Genomic DNA, 24,217 nt, shown 5'->3' on the forward strand with positions numbered 1-24,217 from the left:
GTCATGCACGGTCATCAGGCGGCGGTCCTCGAAGCAGCAGTTGGGTGCGGCTGTGCCTGCAATTGCGGGAAGAGGCCGGCATCAGACGATGCAGCCACAGTGCTGAGCGGCGACGTGCCTGAGTCGGACAGCGCCCGTTTGATCGCCGAGATCCGGGCCGTGGAAGACCGCAAGTCCGCCCTGGCCGCCCGTCAGGCGCGGCTGTCCGTTGCCTTTGATCTGCTGCAGCGGGGTGAACAGGCCGACGCCGGCATGCCCGCCGCAGACCTGGGCGTCGGGATTGCCGCGCAGATCGCACTGGCCCGGCGGGAATCACCGGCCCACGGCGGACGGCTCCTCGGATTGGCGAAGGCCTTGGTGACGGAGATGCCGCACACCCTCGCCGCGCTCGAGACCGGGCAGCTCAACGAATGGCGCGCCACGCTGCTCGTGCGGGAAACCGCGTGCCTGTCCCCGGAGGAGCGGGCCGCCGTCGACGAGGAACTCGCGCCCGACACCGGGACGTTCGACGGCGCCGGAGACCGCCGCATCATCGCCGCCGCCCGGGCCGCAGCGTACCGCCGGGACCCCCGCAGGGTCACGCAGCGAGCCAGCCATGCCGCCACGGAGCGGCACGTCAGTCTCCGCCCGGCCCCCGACACTATGTGCTACCTGACGGCCCTGCTACCGGTCGCCGAGGGCGTGGCCGTGCACGCCGCTCTCACCCGGCACGCCGACACCCTTCGCAATTCAGGAGACCCAAGGACCCGCGGGCAGCTCATGGCCGACGCCCTGGTCGAACGCACCACCGGGAAGGCCGGCGGGATCAGCGGCATCGAGATCCAGCTGGTCATGACCGACCGCACCTTCTTCCAGGGCGACAGCGAACCTGCACGGCTGCCGGGGTATGGCATCGTCCCGGCAGGCTGGGCTCGTGCACTGCTCAAGAACGCGGGCACAGGCAAGCGCACGGATCAGGTCTTGGGCACGGGCGGCGCGGGTGTTGCCGGCAATGAGCCGGCCTTCGCAACCTGGGTCCGCCGGCTTTACACGGCCCCAGCCACCGGCGAACTCCTCGGGATGGACTCCCGTGGCCGGCTCTTCCCGTCCGGGTTGCGCCGGTTCATCCAGGCTCGCGACGACACCTGCCGGACACCCTACTGCGACGCCCCCATCCGGCACCTGGACCACATCGTTCCGTGGCACCGCGGCGGCGCAACCACCAGCGGAAACGGCGCCGGACTCTGCGAAGCCTGCAACCACACCAAGGAGACCCCTGGCTGGAGCGCACAACCACGCCCCGGACCCGGACGGCACACCATCCAGCTCACCACCCCCACCGGCCACACCTACTCCTCGACCGCCCCACCACTGCCGGGAAGTGCACTGCCGGGCGGCTCGCTGGCGGGAAGGGCGGGGGCCCGAGCCGGCCGACAACAAAGCCGCCCGCCGATCGCAAGGATCGACGGGCGGCAATGGGGGACGGAATGCGGCTACCGTGCCTCGGCCGCGGCGGGCTCCACGTAGGCCGCCGCACCGCCGTCGGCGTCGGGCTTGCGCAGCTTGGCGCCCTCGACGTCGACGTCCGGCAGGATGCGGTCCAGCCAGCGCGGCAGCCACCAGGCCTTGCGGCCGAGCAGGTACATCACGGCCGGGACGATCGTCATGCGCACCACGAAGGCGTCCACCAGCACACCGAAGGCCATCGCGAAGCCCAGCGGCCGGACCATGTTCAAGTGCGAGAAGATGAAGCCGGAGAACACGCTGACCATGATGATCGCGGCGGCGGTGACCACGGCCGCCGCGTGGCTGAAGCCGGAGCGGACCGCGTGCCTGGCCGTCTCACCGTGCATGTACGCCTCGCGCATGCCGGAGGCGATGAAGACCTGGTAGTCCATGGCCAGGCCGAACAGCACGCCGATCAGGATGATGGGCAGGAAGCTCAGCACCGCGCCGGGGTTCTCGACGCCGAACACGGTTCCCAGCCAGCCCCACTGGTACACCGCCACGACACCGCCGAACGCGGCAGCAAGCGAGAGCAGGAAGCCGCCGGTGGCCAGCAGCGGAACCACGATGGAACGGAACACCAGCAGCAGCAGGACCAGGGAGAGCCCGACGACGATCGCCAGGTAAGGCGGCAGGGCGTCGCCCAGCTTGGTCGAGACGTCCACGTTGCCGGCGGTCTGGCCGGTGAGCCCGATGCTGACCCCGGTGGTGTCGTTGATCCGGGCCTTTTCGGCGCGGAGTTCAGAGACCACGTCGACGGTGCTGGCGCTCGCCGGGCCTTCCTTCGGCAGGACCTGGAAGACCGCGGTGCGGCGGTCCTCGCTCAGCGCCAGCGGCACGGCGGCGGTGACGTTGTCCGTCTTGCGCAGGATGTCCGCGACGTCGAACTGCTTCGCCTGCGCCTCCTCGGCGCTGAGCCCGGCAGGGAAATCGCCGACGACGATGATCGGCCCGGTCATGCCCTCGCCGAAGCTCCGCTTGGTGACGTCGTAGGCCTTGAAAGCCTGCGAGGCGACCGGCTCGGAACTGGCATCCGGCAGGGCGAGCCGGAGCTGGCTGGCGGGCAGGGCCACCACGCCCAGCAGCAGCACGCCTGCCACCAGCGAGAGCCAGGGGTGCCGGGTGACGACGCCGCCCCAGCCGTGGCTGCTGCGGTATTCGTCCCGGGCCCGGTCCTCGGTCTCGTGGCCCGGCGCGGCGTTGTGCCGCTCCGCCTTGGCCCAGGCCCGCTTGGAAATCAGCTTGCGGCCCACCAGGGACAGCACGGCCGGCGTCAGGGTCAGGGCGACGACGACGGCGACGGCCACCGTGGCGGCGGCGGACAGGCCCATCACGGCCAGGAACGGCAGCCCCGGCACCACAAGGGCGGCGAGGGCGATGATCACCGTGAGGCCGGCGAAGAGCACCGCGTTGCCGGACGTGCCGGTGGCCAGGGCCACGGACTCCTCGGGATCCATGCCGGCGAGCAGCTGGCCGCGGTGCCGGTTGACAATGAACAGGGAGTAGTCGATGCCGACGGCCAGGCCCAGCATGAGGGCCAGCATCGGGGAAATGGAGCTCATGTCCACGGCGCCGCTGAGCGCGAAGGTGCCGCCCACGCCGACGGCCACGCCGACGATGGCCATCAGCAGGGGGAGTCCGGCGGCGACGAGGGTGCCGAGCATGACGATCAGCACCAGCGCGGCTACGGCAATGCCGATAATCTCCGCGGTACCGAAGATCTCGGAGATGTCCTCGCTGATTTCCTTGCTGGGCAGCGCGGTCACGTTGGCGGCGGAGACCTCCTTGACGATGTCCTGGACTTCCTGCCGGACCTCCGGCTTGAGGCCGTTGATCGAGGTCTTGAACTGGACCTGGGCGATGGCGGCTTTGCCGTCCTCGGAGACAAAGCGCAGGCCCTGGGACGCTTCGAGCTGGCGTTTGCCGAGCGTCAGCTTGGCGTTTCCGGCGTCGAGTTCCTTGGTGCCGGCGTCGAGTTTTGCCTGCCCGGCGGCGAGGGCGGCCTTCTGCTGGCCGAGCTGGGCCTCGATGGCCGCGGGCGGCAGCCCGGCGGCGGCCATCTGCTGCTCTGCGTCGGCCAGCTGGGCCTTGCCGGCGGCGAGCTCCGCGGCGGCCTTATCCAGCTGGGCCTTGCCGGCGGCGGCTTTCTGTTCGCCGGCGGCGAGGTCCGTGCCGGCCTTGTCCAACTGGGCCTGGGTGGCGAACGGATCCACCGTGCCCTGGACGTCCGGGATGGTTTTCAGCTTGGCCAGCGCGGCGGACACCGCGTCCTTGCCGGCCTGGCTGAACTGCGCGTCGTTGGCTTCGAAGACGATGCTGGCCGAGCCGCCGGAGGAGGACGGGAGGTCCTTCTTGAGCTTGTCCGCCATCTGCTGGGTTTCGGTGCCGGGGATCTGGAAGTTGTTGGACAGCGTGCCGTGGAACGCCGCGGCGGCACCGCCGACGGCCACCATTACGGCGAGCCAGAGGGAGATGACGAGCCAGCGGTGGCGGTAGGAGAACTTGCCGAGACGATAGAGCAACAGGGCCATGTCAGAACCGATCTGGGGAAGGGGCGGCGGTGGGGCTGGCGGCCGGGGCGGCCGCCGGGGACGCGAATCCGGAGCCCAGCAAGCTCATGGAGTCGATCAGCAGTTGGCGCAGGGTGGAGAGTGATTCGGGGGAGAGGGAGCCCTTGCAGCGCGCGAACCAGACGTCCATCGCGGCCTTGCCGCAGGAGATGACGGAGCCGGCGAGGGCGCGCAAGTACAGTTCGTCAATCTCGACGCCGGACCCCTGGTCTGACCCCTGGGCGGAACCCTGGGCGAAGCGCTCGCGGGCGGCGTCGATGATCTCGGCGGTGCAGTGGTCCCAGGCTTCCAGCTCGGAGCGGTTGAGCTGCGGATTGGACTGGCCAAGGCTGTAAAGCTCGGCCAGCGGGGCGATCGTCATCGGGTCGGCGAGGGCCACCAGGGCCGCGCGCGCAGATTCCAGGACGGGCTCGCCGGCGGGCCGGAGGCGGAACTGCTGGAGCGCGGTGTCAAGGAATCCGCGGGTCACCGAGGCGATGACCACTTCGGTGCTGCTGAAGTAGTTGAAGAACGTCCGGCGGGAGATGCCGGCGGCTTCGGCGATGTCTTCCACCGTGAAGTTGCCGGGCCCCCGGGTGCGGAGCAGGCCCAGGGCGGCGTCCGTGATGGCCTGCCGGGTGGCGGCCTTGTTCAGCTCGCGCCGCGACGGCGCCGCGGCCCCGTCATCGGGGCCAAAAAGGGGTGGAGTGGGCATGGACTTACACTATGTGCATGTTTGCACTCCGGGCAAGTTTAGTTGCCGGCGGTACCCTGGGCGAGGCCGGCGGCGCCCGGCCCTGCTGGGCCCGCGGTCCTGCCGCCGGTCCCTGTGCCGGTCAGCTGGATGGACTGCCCGGTGGCGCCGGCCTCGCCGTCGGCCAGCGGGATCGCGTACACCGCCGTGCCGTAGGCACAGATCTCCGTCCAGTTGTTGGCCATGTGGGCGGTATCGAACCGCATCGCCACAATTGCGTTGGCGCCGCGCTGGGCCGCCTCGGCGACCATCCGCGCCATGACTTCCTGCCGGCTCTCGTAGAGAACTTGGGTAAGTTCGCGCAGCTCGCCGCCGGCCAGCGAACGGAATCCCGCCACGACCTGGGCGCCGACGTCCCGCGAGCGGACGGTGAGACCCATGACTTCGCCGAAGACGGCGTCGATCCGGTGGCCGGGTATGTCGTTCGAGGTGACGATCAGCATGATGCGAGCCTAGCCACTTTGGGCGCCCGGACAAGGGGAGGGCCCGGGGAACAATTTGGCAGGAAACATTCACAGGAAGATGAAAGGTTCTGGACAGCTCCCGCCGAAGCCGGCGGGACACACTGGAGTCACGTCTCGAAAAAGACTTCCGAGAACGCAAGCCGTCGCCGTACGGCAGATCCAGGAGAGCGCACATGTCACGTACCAAGAGAATCACGCTCGGCATCTCGGCCGCCGCCCTGGCGCTGGGCGCCGGCGTCGGAGTCGCCGGGATGGCTTCCGCCACCACGACGCCGACCCCCACCCCGAGCTCCACCGCCTCCCCGGAGGGCAGCAGCACGAAAGGTGACGGGATGGGGATGGGCATGCGCGGCGGCCACGGCCACGGTGGCGAACGCGGCGGCTTCGGCGGGGCGAAGGCCTCCGAACTCGCCGCCAAGCTCGGCGTCGATGAGGCCAAGGTCACCGACGCGCTGAAGGCCTTCCGCGACGCCCACAAGCCCGCCACCCCGCCGGCCGAGGGAACCCGGCCGGACCGCTCGGCCATGGAGGCGGAACTGGCTAAGTCGCTCGCAGCGTCGCTGGGCATCGACGAAGCCAAGGTCACCGCGGCCCTGACGGAACTCCGCACCGCCGCACAGGCGGACCGCGCCGCTGAGCTGAAGACCAGGCTGGACAAGGCCGTCAGCGATGGCACCCTGACCCAGGCCGAGGCCGACGCGGTCACCAAGGCCATGGAGAAGGGCGTCATCGGCGGCGGCCACTAGGGAGCAGCAACACAAAGCCCACAAAAAAGTAGTCCCCGGGAAGATGATCCCGGGGACTACTTTTGCGATGAATGGAGCCTAGGCCTTCGCGCCGGCCAGTTCCCGGGCGTCGGAGGCACCGGATGCCGGGGCGCCGGCGGCGGGGGCCGGGGCGTCGCCGTCGGCGTCAACAACATCGGCGTCCACAACGTCGTCGCTGAACGGGTCGCCGTTGCGCGGGGCGTTGTAGAGCGACTCGTCCAGGATGGCCTGGCGCTTGGCCACGATGGTGGGGACCAGGGCCTGTCCGGCCACGTTGACCGCGGTGCGGCCCATGTCCAGGATCGGGTCGATCGCCAGCAGGAGGCCGACGCCGGCCAGCGGCAGTCCCAGCGTGGAGAGCGTCAGGGTGAGCATGACCACGGCGCCGGTGGTGCCGGCGGTCGCGGCGGAGCCCAGGACGGAGACGAGGGCGATCAGCAGGTACTGGCTGAAGTCCAGCTGGATGCCGAAGAACTGCGCCACGAAGATGGCGGACACGGCGGGGTAGATTGCGGCGCAGCCGTCCATCTTGGTGGTGGCGCCCAGCGGCACGGCAAAGGAGGCGTAGGCGCGGGGGACACCCAGGGAGCGTTCGGTCACGCGCTGGGTCAGCGGCAGGGTTCCCACCGAGGAGCGGGAAACGAAGGCCAGCTGCACGGCCGGCCAGACGCCGGAGAAGTACTGCTTGATCGACAGTCCGTGGCTGCGGACCAGGATTGGGTAGACGACGAACAGCACGAGGGCCAGGCCGACGTAGATGGCGAACGTGAACTTGCCGAGTGAGCCGATGGTGTCCCAGCCGTAGACGGCCACGGCGTTGCCGATCAGGCCGACGGTGCCCAGCGGGGCGATCCGGATGATCCACCAAAGGACCTTCTGGATCACGGCGAGGGCCGAGGCATTGAGGTTCAGGAAGGGCTCGGCGGCCTTGCCTACCTTGAGCGCGGCGATGCCGACGGCGATCGCGATCACGAGGATCTGCAGCACGTTGAAGCTCACCGCGGTGGTGGTGACGCCGTCAGTGACGGTGGTGCTGGCGCCCAGGCCCAGGAAGTTCTTCGGGAACAGCCCGACCAAGAAGGCCCACCAGCTGCCGACCTTCGACGGCGCTTCGCCCTGGCCGGTGAGGCCGGTGTTGGCGCCGGGCTGCAGGAACACGCCCAGGCCGATGCCGATCAGCACCGCGATCAGCGAGGTGATCGCGAACCAGAGCAGCGTGTTCCAGGCCAGCCGGGCCGCGTTGGACACGGCGCGCAGGTTGGAGATGGAGCTGACGACGGCGGTGAAGATGAGGGGCACGACGGCGGTCTGCAGCAGCGAGACGTAGCTCGAGCCGATGGTCTGCAGCGTGGCGCCGAGGGCGTTGGGGTTCGCCTTGGTGCTGCCCGTGTACTTCGCGAGCAGGCCGAGGCCCAGGCCCACGATCAGGGCGGCGATGATCTGGAAGCCGAAAGAGCCGGCCCATTTGGGCAGCCGGAAACCTGGCTTGCCTGCGGTTGCGGGGGTGCTTGTCTGAGTGGTCACCCGAATACGCTAGGACCGCGGTCCATAACACGACGAACGGATGTTGAGAAATGTTACGCACCCTGATTTCCCACCTGTCCGCAAGAACCGCGAATTGGGGCCGAAATACGGCCTAAGTGTGAAGTTATTCCAGCTCGCGGTGTGGCGATAGTCTCGCGGGGCGAGGGGACCGAGGTGGCAGTTCGCGGCGGTGTTTCCGAAGAACACTGCCGCGACCTGCCACCTCGGCGAAGCTCACCGCGCCGGTGCGCTTATCCGAGGCGCAGGTGCTAACGCGGGCAGCTCACGGCAACGCCGCCGCCCGCGTGGTAGATCATGTCCTGGTACACCACGGCGGAGCGTACCGGGGTGTTGCTGGTGACCGTCTGGACCGTCGTCCCGCTGCGGGAGAGCTTGAAGGACGGCGTCGTGCCGTTCACGAGCGGGACCTTGAAGGACGTCAGGCCGGCCGGGGCGTCCAGGATTTTGACGTTGCTGCCCTGCGTGATGCTCAGGCGGCCCGGAGATTTCAGCACGGCCACGAGTTCCACCTGGTTACTCGCCGCGTCGCCGTTTGGAATGTACATGGGGGCGGGCTTGCCGTTGCGGCCGATGGGCGTTTTTGAATACGGGGCGTTGGCGGGGTGCGAGCGGTGGCTCCAGTACAGGGCATCCTGGCTGACCGTGGGCTTCACGCCGTTCTTGAACCAGGAGATGTAGTACGCGGCCATGTCCAGCACCGCATAGCCGCGTTGTTTGGACGGCGCCACCCACGACTCCGTGTAGTCGTTCCAGGTCATCAGCGCGATGGAGTCGGCGTTGCTCGTGACTGCAGAGGCCAGGGAATCCCGCAGGGTGGAGCTGTTGGAAGACTCCCAGTACCGCCCGTCGTAGGACCGTGAATCCTCGAACGCCACCGGCTGCATGTACGTCCTGCCCCGGCGGTGGGCTTCGGCGCTTTCCCGGGCGAGCGTAGGGACGCCGCCGGCGAAGCGTGTGCCCCACTGCGAGTAGCCGGACACCGAGTTGTTCCATTCCGTTTTTTGGGTCCCGCCGCCCCAGGAAAGGAAGATCGGGACGAGGTTGGACTTGACGCCGGAGGAGGCGAGCCGGCTCCGGAGTCCGTCCCACCACGCGGGAGTCTTGCGCTCGGGATAGAACGGCGCCAGCACGATCCCGGCATTGTTTCGGTAGATGGAAGGATCGTCCTTGACCTTCATGACGTTGTTGTAGACGCTGTCCGACGTGGAACCGGCCGCGGTGTTGAAGTCCGGACTGAGCATGATCTTGAAGCCCGGGTCCACCGCTTTGGCGGCGGCCAGCATGGCCGGCAACTGCTGCCACCGGATGTCGCTGGAGCTGTGGTACTCCCAGATGAACCCGTCCAGGCCCGCGCCGACGGCCTGCCGGATTTCTTTCTCGAAGTCGGCCTGCCGCCAGGTCGTCGGGCTCGGACGCAGCGGAGGCAGCGGCCGGTCCCGCAGGTCATAGGCGCCGTTGGTCGAGTTGTAGGTATTGAGCCAGGACGCATATTTGTCGCGGCTCGGGTCGGGGCTGTCGATGGCGAGCGGGAACGGCGGGAAGTAGTAGGCCCAGGCCTTCTTGACCGAGGTGTGCCGGTTCGCGGGGGCCGGCAGGCTGATGGGCAGGGGGTTGCAGGCGGCCGTCGTGGCCAGCGGTGTCGCCGCGTGCAGGGGAGCGGGGGAACCGATCGTCGCCGCGGCCGCAAAAACGGCGGCCGCAACTACGGACGCCGTCGTCCGCCGTCGGCTTCGGCGCCGTTCCGGCTCCTGGCCGTGCGTCGTTGGTCTCGGGTGTTCGGCGAAAGTCCTCATGGAATGCTCCAGTATCAGGTCGGGTGCGTTGCACCTGAGACCAGGGTGCTGGACAGCTCATCGGCTGCGCGCCTCATAGAGAAGGATCGTCCTGCGTGGTGACCGCTGCGACGACGCGCGCATACTGACAGCAGGCAAGAGTCACCTTGGATACGGTAGTTCTTGCCCGACGGCGGGCCCGCGACCAGGCGCAGGGCCTCCGTGCATTCGCGTCGCCGTCCCCAGCCCTCGACGTGGGCCTTGATGGCCCGGCGATATGTTCCACAGAGAATAGTCCACTGCCTCGCCCACGTCCACCGCGTCCGGACAATGAGACCGCGGGCGGACCGAGGTGGCAGTTCGCGGCAGTGTTTCCGAAGAACACTGCCGCGAACTGCCATGTGGCGCGTGCGCTTACCCGAGCAGCGCGCGCTTGAGGGTGTCCAGTCCCACCGAGCCCATGTTGAGGGCCTTGGTGTGGAAGGCCTTGAGGTCGAAGCCCGGACGGGATTCGAGCTCGGCGCGGATCTGTTCCCAGAGCCGCTGGCCCACCTTGTACGACGGCGCCTGCCCCGGCCAGCCGAGGTAGCGGGTGAATTCGAACTTCAGTTGCCCCTCGCTGATCGCGAGGTTCTGCTTCAGGAATTCGTACCCCGTGTCCGGCGTCCAGGTGCCCGACCCCCAACGCTCGGGCACCTCCAACTCCAGGTGCACGCCGATGTCGAACACCACCCGGGCCGCCCGCATGCGCTGCATGTCCAGCATGCCCATGTGGTCGCCCGGATCCTTCAAATAGCCCAGTTCCTGCATCAGCTTCTCGGCGTACAGCGCCCAGCCCTCGCCGTGACCGGAGGTCCAGCAGACGTTCCGGCGCCACTTGTTCAGCAGTTCGCGGCGGTAGGTGGCGGTGGCGACCTGCAGGTGGTGGCCCGGAACACCCTCGTGGTAGACCGTGGTGGTCTCGGCCCAGGTGGTGAAGGTGTCCTCGCCCGGCGGCACGGACCACCACATGCGGCCCGGCCGGCTGAAGTCGTCCGACGGGCCGGTGTAGTAGATGCCGCCTTCCTGGGTGGGGGCGATCTTGCATTCGAGCGTCTTCATCGCGTCCGGGATGTCGAAGTGCACTCCGGCGAGGTCGGCCACGGCCTTGTCGGAGAGCTCCTGCATCCAGGCGCGGAGCGCGTCGGTGCCCTTGAGCTGGCGGGACGGGTCGTTGTTGAGGATCTCCTTGGCCTCTTCGACCGTGGCGCCGGGGCGGATCTGCTCGGCCACCCGCTCCTGTTCGGCGATCAGGCGGTCGAGTTCCTGGACGCCCCAGGCGTAGGTCTCCTCGAGGTCCACGGTGGCGCCGAGGAAGGAGCGGGAGGCCAGGGCGTAGCGCTCCCGGCCCACGGCGTCCTTCTCCGGGGCGGCAGGCAGCAGTTCGGATTCCAGGAATCCGGCCAGCCGGGCGTAGGCCGTGCGGGCGGCGGCAGCGCCGGCGTCGAGCCTGGACTGCACGTCCGCCGGGAGCGGGCCCTCGGCGGTCTTGGCCTCGGCGGCCAGCTTGGCGAAGAACCCGTCGTCCGCGGCGTGCTTGGTGGTCTGTTCCATCACAATCCGCACCTGGCGGGCGGCGGAGACCCGGCCGGCGTTCCGGGCTGCGCGCAGCGATTCGATGTAGCCGTCCAGGGCGGCCGGCACGTTGTGTGCGCGGCCGGCGATGTGCTCCCACTGCGCGGCGGTGTCCGTCGGCATCAAGTCGAAGATCGCGCGGATCTCCTGCGCCGGGGAGGCGATGTTGTTCAGCTCGGCCAGGTCCCAGCCGGAGTCGTGGATTTCCAGCTGCAGGCCGAGGCGCTCGCGCATCGCATCCAGGGTGACGGCGTCGACGTCGTCAGCCGGCTCCAGCCCTTCCAGTGCCGCGAGGGTTTCGCGCGCCGCGGCGGCGAACTCCTCGTGCCCGGCGGGGGAGAAGTCCTGGTACTCAGTCTCGTGGCCGGGCAGGCCAAGTTCGGTGGCGAAGCTCGGGTTCAGCCGGATCAGCGTGTCCGTGAAGGCGTCGGCGACGGCGTCGATCGCGGTCTGCGGGCGCGCCGGAACCGGGGTGTCGGGCGTGGTGTTCTCAGTTGTTTCGGTAGTCACCCGAACGAGACTAGCCGGGCCGCGGCGGTTATGAAAGGGTTACTGAACTTTTCTTAGCCGCGGCTGCGCTTCCACGAGCCAGGGCCAGGCTTCGGCGCCAGCTGCAGCTGCTGCCGGCGGAGCCAGTGCCGTACGCCCGGCTTTTCCGGGGCGGCGGATTCGCTGCTGCCGAGCGAAAGGACGACGGCGGTCAGCGCCGCGAGCTCCTCCGCCGTTGGTTCCCCCTTGACGACGGCGAGCAGTGGCTGTTCCGCCGGCTGGGCGCCGGGTTCGGTCTCAGGTGCCGTCACAGCGGGATGTTCCCGTGCTTCTTGGCGGGCAGGCTGGCACGTTTGTCGCGCAGGGCCCGCAGGCCCTTGACGATCTGCAGCCGGGTCTCGGAGGGGGCGATCACCGCGTCCACATAGCCCAGCTGGGCGGCCTGGTACGGGTTGAGCAGTTCCTCCTCGTACTGCCGGATGACCTCGGCGCGCTTGGCCTCGACGTCGCCGCCGGCCTCCGCGACCGCGGCGAGTTCGCGGCGGTACAGGATGTTGACAGCGCCCTGGGCGCCCATCACGCCGATCTGCGCGGTGGGCCAGGCCAGGTTGAGGTCCGCGCCGAGCTTCTTGGAGCCCATCACGATGTAGGCCCCGCCGTAGGCCTTGCGGGTGATCACGGTCAGCTTGGGCACGGTGGCCTCGGCGTAGGCGTACAGCAGTTTGGCGCCGCGGCGGATGATGCCCTGGAATTCCTGGTCCTTGCCCGGCAGGAAGCCCGGCACATCCACCAGCGTGATGATCGGAATGTTGAAGGCGTCGCAGTTACGGACGAACCGGGCGGCCTTCTCCGAGGCGGCAATGTCCAGGGTGCCGGCGAACTGCATCGGCTGGTTGGCCACGATCCCCACGGTGTGGCCCTCGACGCGGCCGTACCCGATGATCACGTTCGGCGCGTAGAGCGACTGCATCTCCAGGAAATGCGCGTCGTCGACGATCTGCTCGATCACCTTGCGCATGTCGTAGGGCTGGTTGGCGGAGTCCGGGATCAGCGCATCGAGGGCGAGGTCGTCGTCGTCGAGCTCCGGCTGCTGGCTGTGCTCCAGCACCGGCGCCTCGGCGAGGTTGTTCGACGGCAGGAAGTCCAGCAGTTCGCGGACGAACTCGACGGCGTCCGCCTCGTCGGCGGCTAGGTAGGTGGAGGTGCCGGTGTTCGCGTTGTGCTGCCGCGCCCCGCCGAGGGTCTCCATGTCCACGTCTTCACCGGTGACGGTCTTGATCACGTCCGGGCCGGTGATGAACATGTGTGAGGTCTTGTCCACCATGACCACGTAATCCGTCAGGGCGGGGGAGTAGGCGGCGCCGCCGGCGGAGGGCCCCATAATCAGTGAAATCTGCGGGACGACGCCGGAGGCGTGGACGTTGTTGCGGAAGATGTCCGCGAACATGGCCAGCGAGGCGACGCCTTCCTGGATGCGGGCGCCGCCGCCGTCGAGGATGCCGACCACGGGGCAGCCGTTGCGCAGCGCGAACTCCTGGACCTTGACGATCTTCTCGCCGTTGACCTGGCTCAGCGACCCGCCGTAGACGGAGAAATCCTGGCTGTAGACGGCCACGGGCCGGCCGTCCACGGTGCCGTAGCCGGAGACCAGGCCGTCGCCGAGGGGCTTCTTCTTCTCCATGCCGAACGCGGTGGAGCGGTGCACGGCGAGGGCATCGAACTCGACGAAGGAGCCGGCGTCGAGCAGCAGGCCGATGCGCTCGCGGGCGGTGTTCTTGCCCCGCGCGTGCTGTTTCTCAATCGCTTCCGGGCCGGAGGGCTGCTCGGCACGGGCCTGGCGGTCGCGGAAATCGGCAATCTTTCCCGCAGTCGTGGTCAGATCGTGGCTCATCAAGTGTCTCCGGCTCTGTTGTGCTGTTCTTCGTTACGGCTGTCACTATGGCCCGTGCGGTGGCGCTTAAGTGGATTCCACACAAAAACATGGCCGTGTTGGCAAGTCTAGTGACGGTATTCGCCCGCGCCGCTGTAGAAAACCTACAATTTTCGCCACGACTCTCGCCGGACCGCCCGTCCCCGGCCCCGGACCCGGCCCGGCCGGCGCCCCGGCCGGCGCGGTCTGCCCGACCCGGGAACGTGACGCCCCTGGCCCGTGCGTTCCCGCCCGTTTCTTCCCCGTGGCACCCCCGCGGCGCCCGGCCGGGCCCCGGATTTCCGCGGCCGCGGGGCGCATTTTCCGGACAGGTCCGCCAACAACCGGGCAGGAACGCCACCGCACGGCGCCGCCGGGTATGTTACTGACCAGTAACATCGGCTAAGCTGGGGCCATGACTTCAAGCAACGACGCTTCGGCCACGTCCCCGCACTCCGGCCAGCAGGGGCCGTACCAGGCCTCGGGTTCCCTGGCCGGCCGCACCATCCTGATGTCCGGCGGCAGCCGCGGCATCGGCCTGGCGATCGTCGTCCGAGCCGCCCGGGACGGCGCCAACGTCGCGCTGCTGGCCAAAACCGGCCAGCCGCACGCCAAGCTGGAGGGCACCGTCTACTCCGCCGCCGAACAGATCGAGGCGGCCGGGGGACAGGCGCTGCCGCTGGTCGGCGATGTGCGCAACGACGACGACGTCGCCGGCGCCGTCGCCGCCGCCGTCGAACGCTTCGGCGGGATCGACATCGTGATCAACAACGCCTCCGCGATCGACCTGTCCAAGACCGACGCCGTGGACATGAAGCGCTACGACCTGATGCAGGACATCAACGTCCGGGGCACCTTCCTGCTCAGCAAGCTCGCCCTGCCGGCGCTGCGTGAATCCGCGGCCGGACAGATCCTCACGCTCTCCCCGCCGCTGAACCTGGACCCCAAATGGGCCGGCCTGCACCTGGCCTACACCATGGCCAAGTACGGGATGAGCCTGACCACCCTGGGCCTGGCCGAGGAGCTCAAGGTGGACGGCATCAGCGTGAACTCGCTCTGGCCCTGCACCCTGATCGACACCGCGGCGATCCGTAATATGCCCGGCGGCGAGCAGATCGTCCGCGGCGCGCGCGGCCCCCAGATCATGGCCGACGCCGCCCACGCCGTGCTGACCGCCAGCAACGCCATCCCCGAATCCGGCAGCTGGAGCGGCAATTTCTACACCGACGAGCAGGTCCTGGCCGCGGCCGGCGTCACGGACTTCGCCCCGTACAGCCTGGGTGCGCTGGAGGACCAGCTGGTTCCTGACATTTTCCTCTGAGTTTCCGGCCGTCATCCAGCGTCCCGGGGCGGTGCTGGCCGCCGAAACTCCCCGCTTTTGCGGGTTCGACGCCGGAATACCGCGGCGTGTCGGTGCAACCCGCCGGTGGCGGCGTCCAAAGGTGGGGGCGCTCCGCCAGGCGCGCGGCCGCCACTGCCAGGCGTGCGGCCGCCACTGCCGTCCCGGCCCGGCGCCGCGGGGCCGGTTACTCGGTAGGATTCAAGCATGCACGCCGCGCACGAGACACCGGACCGTCCACCCCTGGACCAGGAGGCGCTGGGCGACGCCGCATTCCTCTCCGCCCACGGCATCCCGCAGCTGACCATGGTGGAGTCCACCGGCTCCACCAACGCGGACCTGCTGCGCGGCGTGACCGTGGACCCCCGCGCCTGGCCGGATCTCTCCGTGCTCACCGCCGAGTTCCAGAGCGCCGCCCGCGGCCGGCTGGACCGGCACTGGGAAGCCCCGGCCCGCAGCTCCGTTTCCGTCTCGATCGTGCTCCGGCCGGTCAACGCCGAGGGCCGCCCGCTGCCCACCCAGAGCTATTCCTGGCTCTCGCTGCTGGCCGCCCTCGCGCTGCGGGAGGCGCTGCTGGAAACCGCCGGGATCCCCGCCGAGCTCAAATGGCCCAACGACGTCCTGGTCCGCGGCAAAAAGATCGCCGGGATCCTCGCGCAGCTGGGCCCGATGGGCGACGGCGCCGTGCCGCCCGTGGTGCTCGGCACCGGCCTGAACGTCACCCTTACCGAGGCCGAGCTTCCGGTGCCCACGGCCACCTCCGTGCTGCTGGAACACCCAACGACACTGGACCGGACCGCGCTGCTGAAGAGCTACCTCTCCCGGTTCGCCACGCTCTACCGCAGCTTCTGCAACGCCGACGGCGACCCCGCCGCGGGCATGGCCGGCGGTCCCTCGCTGCACAAGCGGGTGGAACACGTGCTGACCACCCTCGGCAAGCAGGTCCGGGCCCAGCTCCCGGGCGACCACGAGATCATCGGCCACGCCACCCGGCTGGACGAGTACGGCTCCCTGCTGGTGGTCGACTCCGCCGGGCACGAGCACGTGGTGACCGCCGGCGACGTTGTGCACCTGCGCCCCTGGACCCCACCCGGCGAGGCCGGCGGCGAAAGCGGCTATGCGTAAAGAGCTCCTCCCGGGCGAGCAAGTCATTGTGGTTACCCGCCCGCAACCGCGGACACTGATTGTCCCGGCACTGCTGTTCATCCTGGTCTGCGCCCTGACCGCCTTCGCCTGCGCCTGGATCCTGAAAGGCGGCCCGGCCAGGCTCGTCCCGCTCATCACCCCGGAGTGGACGCCGTGGCTGATCGGCGCCTCCCTGGCGCTCGCTGCGTGGGTGCTGCTGGCGGCCTGCCTGCCCAAAGTCGTGACCTGGCACGCCAGCCGCTACACGCTGACCAGCCGGCGCCTGGTTGCCCGTTACGGCATGTTGCGCCGGCGCGACCAGCAGGTTCCGCTGGCCGCGGTCCGTAATGTGTTCATCGAACAGACGCTGCTCCAACGGTCCTTGCGCTCGGGGAATATATCCTTGGAGACCGGGTACCCCTCCAGCACGGTGATTCCGGACGTCCCCGAGGTGATGACGTTCCGGAACTTCATCCTCGACGCGATCGACGAACTGCCGGAGGGCGAACTGCTTGAGGCCGACGACACGATGCCCGGCTCCGGCGGGTGGCCATGGGAAATGAGAGAAGGTGGAAGAGATGAACGCTGAGCACGTGCACCCTGACACCGGACTCCAGGCGGCCGAGCCCTCGGACGTCCCCGAGGCGGTCCTGGACACCGCCTCCCTCGAAGCCGCAGTGCTGGACTCCGTCGCCGCCTCCGACGACGACGCTGCCGCCGGCGCTGCTGGTGCTCCCGGCGCCGATGCCTCCGACGTCGACGCCGACGACGACGGCGACGACGACCCGGCAGCAGACGACGCAGACGACGCCCAGCCGGAGCTCGTCGAAGAGCCGCCGGCCACTCCGCCCACCGGCACCATGTCCGCCGAACGCCTCGCCGCCAAGGCCCTGGAACAGCGGCTGCTGGGCGGCGAACGCAAGCTGCGCCGCCGCGAGGTGGCCGCCGGCGCCGGGTTGTCGCTGCTGTCCGCGCGGAAACTCTGGCGTGCCCTCGGCTTCCCCAACCTCGGCGACGAGGACGTGGCATTCACCGAGAAGGACCAGACCGCGCTGAACACGATCGTGGACCTGGTCCGCACCGGCAAACTCACCGAGGAAGCCGCCATCTCCGTCACCCGCGCCATCGGCCAGATGACGGACCGCATGGTGGTCTGGCAGATCGAGGCCCTGGTGGAGGACATGGTCCAGAAGCAGGGGGTCACCGACGCTGTGGCCCGGAAACGGCTGGTCAACGAACTGCCCTCCCTCGTGGACGCCCTTGAGGAAATGCTGGTCTACTCCTGGCGCCGCCAGCTCAACGCCGGGGTGCAGCGGCTCGCCGTGCGCGCCGAGGCCGGCCTGGCCTCCAGCGAGGAAGGCCGCGAGGGGGACGAGGACGACGCCCCGCTGCCGCTCGCGCGCGCCGTCGGCTTCGCGGACCTGGTCTCCTACACCAGCCTGTCCCGCCGGATGAACGAAAAGACCCTCGCCCAGCTGGTCCAGCGCTTTGAGAACAAGTGCGCCGAGATCATCTCCGTCGGCGGCGGCCGCCTCGTCAAGACGGTCGGCGACGAAGTGCTCTACATTGCTGAAACACCCGCCGCCGGCGCCGAGATCTCGCTGGCCCTCTCACACGCCTTCAACGAGGACGAAATCCTGCCCCAGGCCCGCGTCGCGATGGTGTGGGGCCGCATCCTCTCCCGGCTGGGCGACATCTACGGGCCCACCGTGAACCTGGCGGCCCGCCTCACGGCGCTCGCCGACCCGGGCACCGTGCTGGTCGACTCCATGACCGCCGCCGCCCTGGAACACGACGAACGCTTTGTGCTGCTGCCCCGGGACGCCGAAAACGTCCGCGGCTTCGGCGAGATCCACCCCGTGGAGCTGCAGCGCGGCAGCGGAAGGGGCCTGGTCCTGGACTAGGGGTCCCGGCAACGGCCGGGCGCGGCCCCCGCAAACCCGCGGTAAGGGTTTCTCAATTCGATGGTCAATATGTCATAGTCGTGGTTATCCGGCCACGCCAAGAGCACTTCACCACGCCCGGCGGGCGTGACACTGGGGGACAGCAGGAAACATGAAACGCATCCTCGATGCCGTGCGGGCAAAAACACGCCCCGGCTTCCGTCCTGCCTGGAAGAACAACCCCACCAACACCCGGACCGGCACCCAGGCCCGGAACCGGAAAAAACACCTGGCCGGCACCTCGTTGGTGGCGGTGGCTGCGGTGTTGGTGGCGGGGGCGGTTATCTATCCGGGGTTCAAGACTGCTGAGGTGGAGTTGAACGATGGTGGTGTGTGGGTGGTGTCGAAGGCGAAGAACGCGGTGGGGCGGTTGAATTATCCGTCGCGGGTGTTGGATGGTGCGGTGACGCCGGCGTCGACGTCGTTTGATGTGTTGCAGGATGCGGGGACGGTGTTTGTTGATGATGCCTCGGGTTCGACGTTGAACCAGGTGTCGGCGGCGCAGATGCGGTTGGGCGGGGATAAGAAGTTGCCGGGGTCGGCGGTGGTGAGTTTCGGGTCGCGGGTGATTGCGGTGACTGATGCGGCGCGGGGCCGGGTGTGGGCGTTGTCGCCGTCGACGGTGAATGGTTTTGATGAGGAGAGCTCCGAGCCGGTGCTGGCGGGGGCGGCGGGCACGGTGTCGGCGGTGGGCTCTGATGACCGGATTTACAGTGCTGATCCCGGGTCGGGGCGGGTGACGGTGACGGCGGTGGATGCCGAGGGCCGGGTGACGGATTCGCAGGCGGAGACCTGGGAGGGGTTGAAGGGTGCGGGGGATCTGCAGCTGAGTGTGGTGGGGGACCGGCCGGTGGTGCTGGACGCGGGCGCAGGGAAGCTGTTCCTGCCGGGCGGGCGTGAGGTGGCCCTCGCGGACGCGCGGGATGCGCGGTTGCAGCAGCCGGGTCCGGTGGCGGATGCGGTGGCGGTGGCGACGTCGAAGGCGCTGGTTGAGGTGCCGTTGGATGGTTCGGCGGCGAGGACTGTCACGTTTGGCGGGCAGGGTGTTCCTGCGGCGCCGGTGCAGTTGGGCGGGTGTGTGCATGCGGCGTGGTCGGGGGCGAATAAGTATGTGCGGGATTGCGCCGATGATGCCGCTGACCGGAACGTGGCGGTGCCGAAGGCCAGCGCGTCGCCTAGTTATGTGTTTCGGGTGAACCGGGATTTGGTGGTGCTTAATGATGTGAATTCGGGCAATGTGTGGCTGGTGAACCAGAACATGCAGCTGGTGAACAACTGGGACGACGTCATCCCGCCGCAGCAGACCTCGGACGACGCGGACAAGGATTCCGCCGACGAGGTGCAGCAGACCGTCCTGCCGGACCGCACCAAACCGAACAGCCCGCCGGTGGCCAAACCGGACACTTTCGGGGTCCGCGCCGGCAAAACCACCATCCTTCCGGTGCTGGACAACGACACCGACCCCGACGGCGACATCCTCACCGTCCGCTCCCCGGAGCCGCTCAAATCCGGGGTGGTCGCGCCGATTTACGGCGCCACCGGCTACCAGGTCAGCGTCGGCGCGGACAAGACCGGGACCGAAACTTTCAAATACACCGTCGACGACGGCCGCGGCCTTTCCGCCTCCGCCGACGTCACGCTCAACATCGTCCCGCCCGGGGAGAACTCCGCCCCGCGGCAAAAACCCAACCGGAACACCACGCTCGTGGTCCAGGCCGGCAAGGCGGTCAGCCAGAACATCCTCACCGACTGGACCGACCCCGACGGCGATGACCTGTTCGTCGTCGGCGCGGCCGGCAGCGACCCCCGTGACCAGGTGAAGGTCCGGCCCGACGGCCTGCTCAGCTTCCAGGACTCCGGCTCCGAACCCGGCCGCAAAACCGTTACCGTCACGGTCTCCGACGGCCGGTCCACGTCCGAGGGCAAGGTCACCGTCGAGGTGCGCCCGCCCGGGGCCCTGCCGCCGATCGCGAACGCGGACCACCTCGTGGCCGTCGCCGGCGTGAACACGGTGATCGCGCCGCTGAAGAACGACTCCGACCCGCAGGGCGGGGCACTGCGGCTGGCGCAGGTCACCCCGGACGGCAACTCCACCGCCACCCTGGGCGCCGACCAGCAGACCTTCACCTTCAACTCCACCGCCCAGGGCGCCCACTACGTTTCCTACCTCGTGACCAACGGACCGGCCAGCGCCCAGCAGCTGGTCCGCGTCGACGTCGTCCCCGGCGGCGGCGACGGCGCTCCGGTGGCGGTCCGCGATACCGCGCTGCTGCCCTCCGGCGGCAGCGTGCTGGTGGACGTGCTCGGCAACGACTCCGACCCCTCCGGCGGCGTCCTGGTGGTCCAGTCCGTGACCGCGGCGGACGGACTGCCGTTGAGCGTGGCCGTCCTGGACCACTCCGTCATCCGGATCACCGACATCCGCGCCCAGGGCCAGCTCAACGTCAAGTACACGATCTCCAACGGCAAGTCCTCCGCGAGCGGCGAAATCGCCGTCCTGGTGGTCCCCGCGCCGTCCAAGCTCCAGGCCCCGCAGGCCAAACCCGACGAGGCCACCGTCCGCGCCGGCGACGTCGTCACCATCCCCGTGCTGGACAACGACACCGACCCCAACGGCGGCAAGCTCACCCTCGAACCGGAACTCGCGCAAAAACCGGACGCCGCCGACGGCCGCATCTTCACCTCCGGCCAGACCCTGCGCTTCATCGCCGGCGAGGTCCCCAAAACGGTCTACGCCATCTACAAGGTCACCAACGCCTCCGGCCAGTCCGACTCCCAGCAGGTATCCATCCGGATCCGGGCCCGCGACGACGAACGCAACACCCGCCCCGAACCGAAAAACCTGACCGCCCGCGTGGTGGCCGGCATGACGGTGCGCATCCCGGTGCCGCTCGACGGCGTGGACACCGACGGCGATTCGGTCCAGCTCACCGGGGTGGACAAAGCCCCCGCCATGGGGACGGCCGTGGTCAAGGACGGCTACCTTGAATTCACCGCCGCCGGCAACGCCGCCGGCACGGACACCTTCAGCTACCGGGTCCGGGACCGGATCGGCGCCGAAAACACCGGCACCGTGATCGTCGGCATCGCGCCGCAGGAAACAAACAACCAGAAGCCCATCGCCGTGGACGACGCCGTGGATGTCCGGCCCGGCCGCAAGGTCGCCGTCGACGCCCTCACCAACGACTCGGACCCCGACGGGGACCCGATCAGCCTGGTGGGCAACGGCTTCGAAGCCCGGCCGGAGCTCGCCGTCGAGCCCGCGGACGGCGGCAAGGTGCTGCTCACGGCGCCCGGCGCCGCCGGGAACGAGAGCATCAGCTACAAGATCCAGGACGACAAAAAAGCCCAGGGCAGCGCCGTGATCCGGGTCCGGGTCAGCCCGGACGCCACGCTCAAGCGCCCGCTCGCGAAAGACGACGTGGTCACCCCGGCGGAGACGCTGGGCAAATCCGCCGTCGACGTCCCCGTGCTGAAGAACGAGGCCGACCCGGACGGGGTCGCCGCCGAGCTCAAGATCGGCCTGCCCGACGGCAACCCGAACGCCCGCGTGGCCGGCGACGGCACCGTCCGGGTGGCCCTCGCGCCCAAGGACCAGCTGGTTCCCTACACCGTCACCGACGTGGACGGCCAAAGCGCGACCGCCGTCATCTGGGTCCCGGGCCAGGGCGAACAGCACCCCACCCTGGCCAGGACCGAACCCGTCGAAGTGATGGCCGGCAAGGACATTACCCTGGACCTGGCCGAGTACGTCCGCGTCCGGGACGGCCGCACGCCGCGGATCACCCAGGTGGATAGTGTCAAGGTCCAGGGCGCACAGCCGGAGAACGTCGTGGCCGGCAGCGCCCTGCGCTACGCCGCCCTCAAGGACTACGTGGGACCCGGCTCCGTCACCTTCGAGGTCACCGACGGCACCGGACCCGAAGACCCGGCGGGACTCAAGTCCACCCTCAGCATCATCACCAGGGTCATCCCGGACCCCAACGCCAACCACCCGCCCACCTTCAGCGGCGCCACCCTGGACGTGCCCAAAGCCGAATCCGCGAGCCTGGAGCTCGCCAACCTGGCCAAGGACGTGGACTCCGGGGACCAGGAGAAACTCCGGTTCGAACTCGACGGCACCCTGCCCGAGGGCTTCAAGGCCGGCATCGACGGAGCCACCCTCACCGTGACCGCGGACGCCGCCAAGGCCGCCGGCTGGAAGGGGAGCATCCCGCTCAAGGTCACCGACGGCCGCTCCGAGCCGGTCCGGGCGACCGTCACGGCCACGGTCACGGCCTCCAACCGGCCGCTGCCGGTCGCCAACGAGGACGTTGTGGAGAAGGCCAACGCCGGCAAGGCGGAGACCGTCAACGTCCTCGCCAACGACTTCAACCCATTCGCGGAGACGCCGCTGAGGATCGTCGCCGCCACGGTGGAGACCGGTTCGGCAGCCGGCCAGCCCGCGGTGGCCGGCGACTCCATCACCGTCACCCCGGCCGCCGGCTCCAAGGGCGTGATGGTGGTGCGCTACACCGTGATGGACAAGACCGGAGACCTGTCCCGGCAGACCGACGGCCGGGTCCGGATCACCGTCCGGGACAAGCCCGACGCGCCGTCGGCACCGTCCGCCACGGATGTCCGCAGCCGCACGGCCGTGCTCAAGTGGACACCGCCGTCGGACAACGGGGCTGCCATCACCAAGTACACCGTGCGTTCCGGCAACGGCTTCAGCCAGGATTGCGCCACCACCACCTGCACCTTGAGCGGGCTGACCAATGACGTGAAATACGTCTTCACCGTCACCGCCACCAACGAGGTCAACGAGTCCGATCCCTCGCCCGCCTCCAACGAGATCCGGCCGGATGAAAAACCGTCGCCGCCGGAGGCTCCCACGGTCAAGGCCGGCGATAAGAACATGGTGATCGCCTGGCCCGCGGCGAAGACCGAGGGCTCCGCGGTGAAGAACTACAACCTGGAAATCTCACCGCCGCCGGCCAGCGGGGTCGCCGTGAAGAACGGTGTGACCGGGCTGAACTACACCTGGCCGGGCCTGAGCAACGGCGTGCGGTACAAGGTCCGGGCCCAGGCCGTCAACGAACTCGGCCCCTCGGACTGGGGACAGTACTCCGCCGAGGACAACCCGGCCGGCGTCCCGGCCGCCCCGGGCGCGCCGACGACGTCGGTGGCGTCCGCCGTCGGCACCTCCAACCAGCTCAAGGTGACCTGGGACGAGCCGTACACCAACGGCGACGCGATCAAGAACTACTACGTCACCATGCACGGCGGCGGCGGTGCGGACCAGACCCAGCGGGTCGCCGGCACCGTGCGGACGGCGAACTTCACCGCCAACAACTCCGAAGCGTCCTACACCTTCACCGTCCAGGCCGAAAACAAGGCCGGCAAGGGCGCCGTCAGCGCCGCGTCCGCCCCGCGCCGCGCCACCGGCAAACTCAGCCAGGTCTCCGGCGTCAGCGTCACCGAGGCCAACACCGGCGGCGCCGGCCGGGCCGTCACCATCAACTTCCGCGAGCTCAGCGCCGCGGAACGCAACGGCTCCGCTTACTCCGAGGTGGGCTACACCTACCGGGCCAGCACCGGCCAGGCCGGCCCGATCAAGCCCGGCCAGACCGTCGGCGGCTTCGCCAACGGCGCCGCCACCACCATCACGGTGACGGCCAACTCGTCCGTCGCGCCCAGCTCCGACGCCAGCGCCGGGGCCAACGCGACCCCGTACGGCTCGCCCGGCACCCCGTCCGCATCCGGCAGCGACGGGGCGGAGAACCAGCGGAACCTGACCTTGAACTGGGCCTCGCCGGACGCCGGAAGCCACGACATCGCCTACACCCAGATCAAGATCGACAACGGCGGCTGGGAACGGGTGGCCGCCTCCGGCAGCCGCACCGTCAACACCGGCGGCTTCAACGAGCGGCACACCATCCAGGTCCAGACAGTCAACTCGCGCGGCACCGGCGGCCCGGTCGCCTCGGCGTCCGCCCAGTCCGGGGCCGAGAAAACGCGCTGGTCCACCCGGCTTAACTCCGGCATGGACCGCAGCTGCACCGACCTGCCCGGCGCGACGTCCTATGACCCGAAGAAGTTCACCTGCGACGGCAAGGGCGGCTACGACCGGCCCTGGATGTCGCACTTCGACAGCTTCGACATCATGTGCTGGAAGCCGCACGGCACCACCTACAGCGGCGACGGACAGTGGTACTACATCATGCGCGGCTCGCCCAACGAGACACGCTGGATCCAGTCGCTGCACACCACCCTCGGCTCCCCGGCGCAAAGCGGCGTACCGCTGTGCACCTTCCCGACCGGAGCCACGCCGTAGCCGGCCCGGGCCCGGGCCGGCGCCGGCCGGCGGGCAGTCCTCCCCATCGCACTCCCGGGGACGGTTGGGTAGGCTGTCGCGGGAAGTGGGGGACCGGTCTCGGATCCACCGGGGGAACGAACACCACAATCTTGAAGGAAATCTAA

General features: G+C 69.1%; 15 protein-coding genes. 7 read left to right on the plus strand and 8 right to left on the minus strand.

Annotated elements, in window-relative coordinates:
- Positions 1–3: 3 nt before the first annotated feature.
- Positions 4–1,506, plus strand: coding sequence for an HNH endonuclease (locus tag AC1MED_RS05980; RefSeq protein WP_479785979.1), 1,503 nt, complete (start codon positions 4–6; stop codon positions 1,504–1,506).
- On the opposite strand, the gene AC1MED_RS05985 is transcribed toward AC1MED_RS05980, so the two are convergent.
- From AC1MED_RS05985 to AC1MED_RS05995, 3 genes are read right to left on the minus strand one after another with little or no spacing between them, the layout of a single operon-like run.
- A complete protein-coding gene (locus AC1MED_RS05985; protein WP_479785980.1) occupies positions 1,473–4,016 on the minus strand; it encodes an MMPL family transporter in 2,544 nt (847 codons plus the stop codon). The two genes, AC1MED_RS05980 and AC1MED_RS05985, sit on opposite strands and share 34 nt — an antisense overlap.
- Position 4,017: 1 nt before the next feature.
- Positions 4,018–4,749, minus strand: coding sequence for a TetR/AcrR family transcriptional regulator (locus AC1MED_RS05990; protein WP_479785982.1), 732 nt, complete (start codon positions 4,747–4,749; stop codon positions 4,018–4,020).
- A gap of 38 nt (positions 4,750–4,787) precedes the next feature.
- Positions 4,788–5,231 (minus strand): YbjQ family protein, encoded by a 444-nt coding sequence (locus AC1MED_RS05995; protein WP_479785983.1) that lies wholly within the window; start codon positions 5,229–5,231, stop codon positions 4,788–4,790.
- Positions 5,232–5,425: 194 nt separating this feature from the next.
- On the opposite strand from AC1MED_RS05995, the gene AC1MED_RS06000 reads away from it, so the two are divergent.
- Complete coding sequence (locus AC1MED_RS06000; RefSeq protein ID WP_479785984.1) at positions 5,426–5,998, plus strand: hypothetical protein; 573 nt, start codon at positions 5,426–5,428, stop codon at positions 5,996–5,998.
- A gap of 78 nt (positions 5,999–6,076) precedes the next feature.
- Here AC1MED_RS06000 and AC1MED_RS06005 read toward each other — a convergent pair whose 3' ends face one another.
- From AC1MED_RS06005 to AC1MED_RS06025, 5 genes are all read right to left on the minus strand, one after another.
- A complete protein-coding gene (locus tag AC1MED_RS06005; RefSeq protein ID WP_479785985.1) occupies positions 6,077–7,543 on the minus strand; it encodes a dicarboxylate/amino acid:cation symporter in 1,467 nt (488 codons plus the stop codon).
- Positions 7,544–7,812: 269 nt separating this feature from the next.
- The gene (locus AC1MED_RS06010) at positions 7,813–9,357 is read right to left on the minus strand and encodes a glycoside hydrolase family 71 protein (RefSeq protein WP_479785986.1); all 1,545 of its coding nucleotides are present in this window, start codon (positions 9,355–9,357) and stop codon (positions 7,813–7,815) included.
- 393 nt (positions 9,358–9,750) lie between these two features.
- Entirely contained in the window at positions 9,751–11,460 is a 1,710-nt protein-coding gene (locus AC1MED_RS06015; RefSeq protein WP_346960109.1) for a DUF885 domain-containing protein, read from the minus strand.
- A 53-nt stretch (positions 11,461–11,513) separates the two neighbouring features.
- Positions 11,514–11,750, minus strand: coding sequence for an acyl-CoA carboxylase subunit epsilon (locus tag AC1MED_RS06020; RefSeq protein WP_479785988.1), 237 nt, complete (start codon positions 11,748–11,750; stop codon positions 11,514–11,516).
- The gene (locus AC1MED_RS06025) at positions 11,747–13,330 is read right to left on the minus strand and encodes an acyl-CoA carboxylase subunit beta (RefSeq protein ID WP_479785990.1); all 1,584 of its coding nucleotides are present in this window, start codon (positions 13,328–13,330) and stop codon (positions 11,747–11,749) included. Before AC1MED_RS06025 ends, AC1MED_RS06020 begins: the two co-directional genes overlap by 4 nt.
- 433 nt (positions 13,331–13,763) lie before the next feature.
- On the opposite strand from AC1MED_RS06025, the gene AC1MED_RS06030 reads away from it, so the two are divergent.
- The 5 genes from AC1MED_RS06030 to AC1MED_RS06050 all read left to right on the plus strand — a co-directional run bounded on the left by AC1MED_RS06030 (position 13,764) and on the right by AC1MED_RS06050 (position 24,071).
- Positions 13,764–14,669, plus strand: a complete 906-nt coding sequence (locus AC1MED_RS06030; RefSeq protein ID WP_479785991.1) for an SDR family oxidoreductase — start codon at positions 13,764–13,766, stop codon at positions 14,667–14,669.
- 225 nt (positions 14,670–14,894) lie between these two features.
- A complete protein-coding gene (locus AC1MED_RS06035) occupies positions 14,895–15,812 on the plus strand; it encodes a biotin--[acetyl-CoA-carboxylase] ligase (protein ID WP_479785992.1) in 918 nt (305 codons plus the stop codon).
- A complete protein-coding gene (locus AC1MED_RS06040; protein WP_346960114.1) occupies positions 15,805–16,401 on the plus strand; it encodes a PH domain-containing protein in 597 nt (198 codons plus the stop codon). Before AC1MED_RS06035 ends, AC1MED_RS06040 begins: the two co-directional genes overlap by 8 nt.
- On the plus strand, positions 16,391–17,716 hold the full coding sequence (locus tag AC1MED_RS06045; protein ID WP_479785995.1) for an adenylate/guanylate cyclase domain-containing protein: 1,326 nt from the start codon (positions 16,391–16,393) through the stop codon (positions 17,714–17,716). Before AC1MED_RS06040 ends, AC1MED_RS06045 begins: the two co-directional genes overlap by 11 nt.
- 151 nt (positions 17,717–17,867) lie before the next feature.
- Positions 17,868–24,071: an Ig-like domain-containing protein gene (locus AC1MED_RS06050; RefSeq protein WP_479785996.1), complete on the plus strand. Its 6,204-nt coding sequence runs from the start codon at positions 17,868–17,870 to the stop codon at positions 24,069–24,071.
- The last annotated feature ends 146 nt before the right edge of the window (positions 24,072–24,217 follow it).

It is taken from the genome of Arthrobacter sp. BI5, assembly GCF_056680065.1.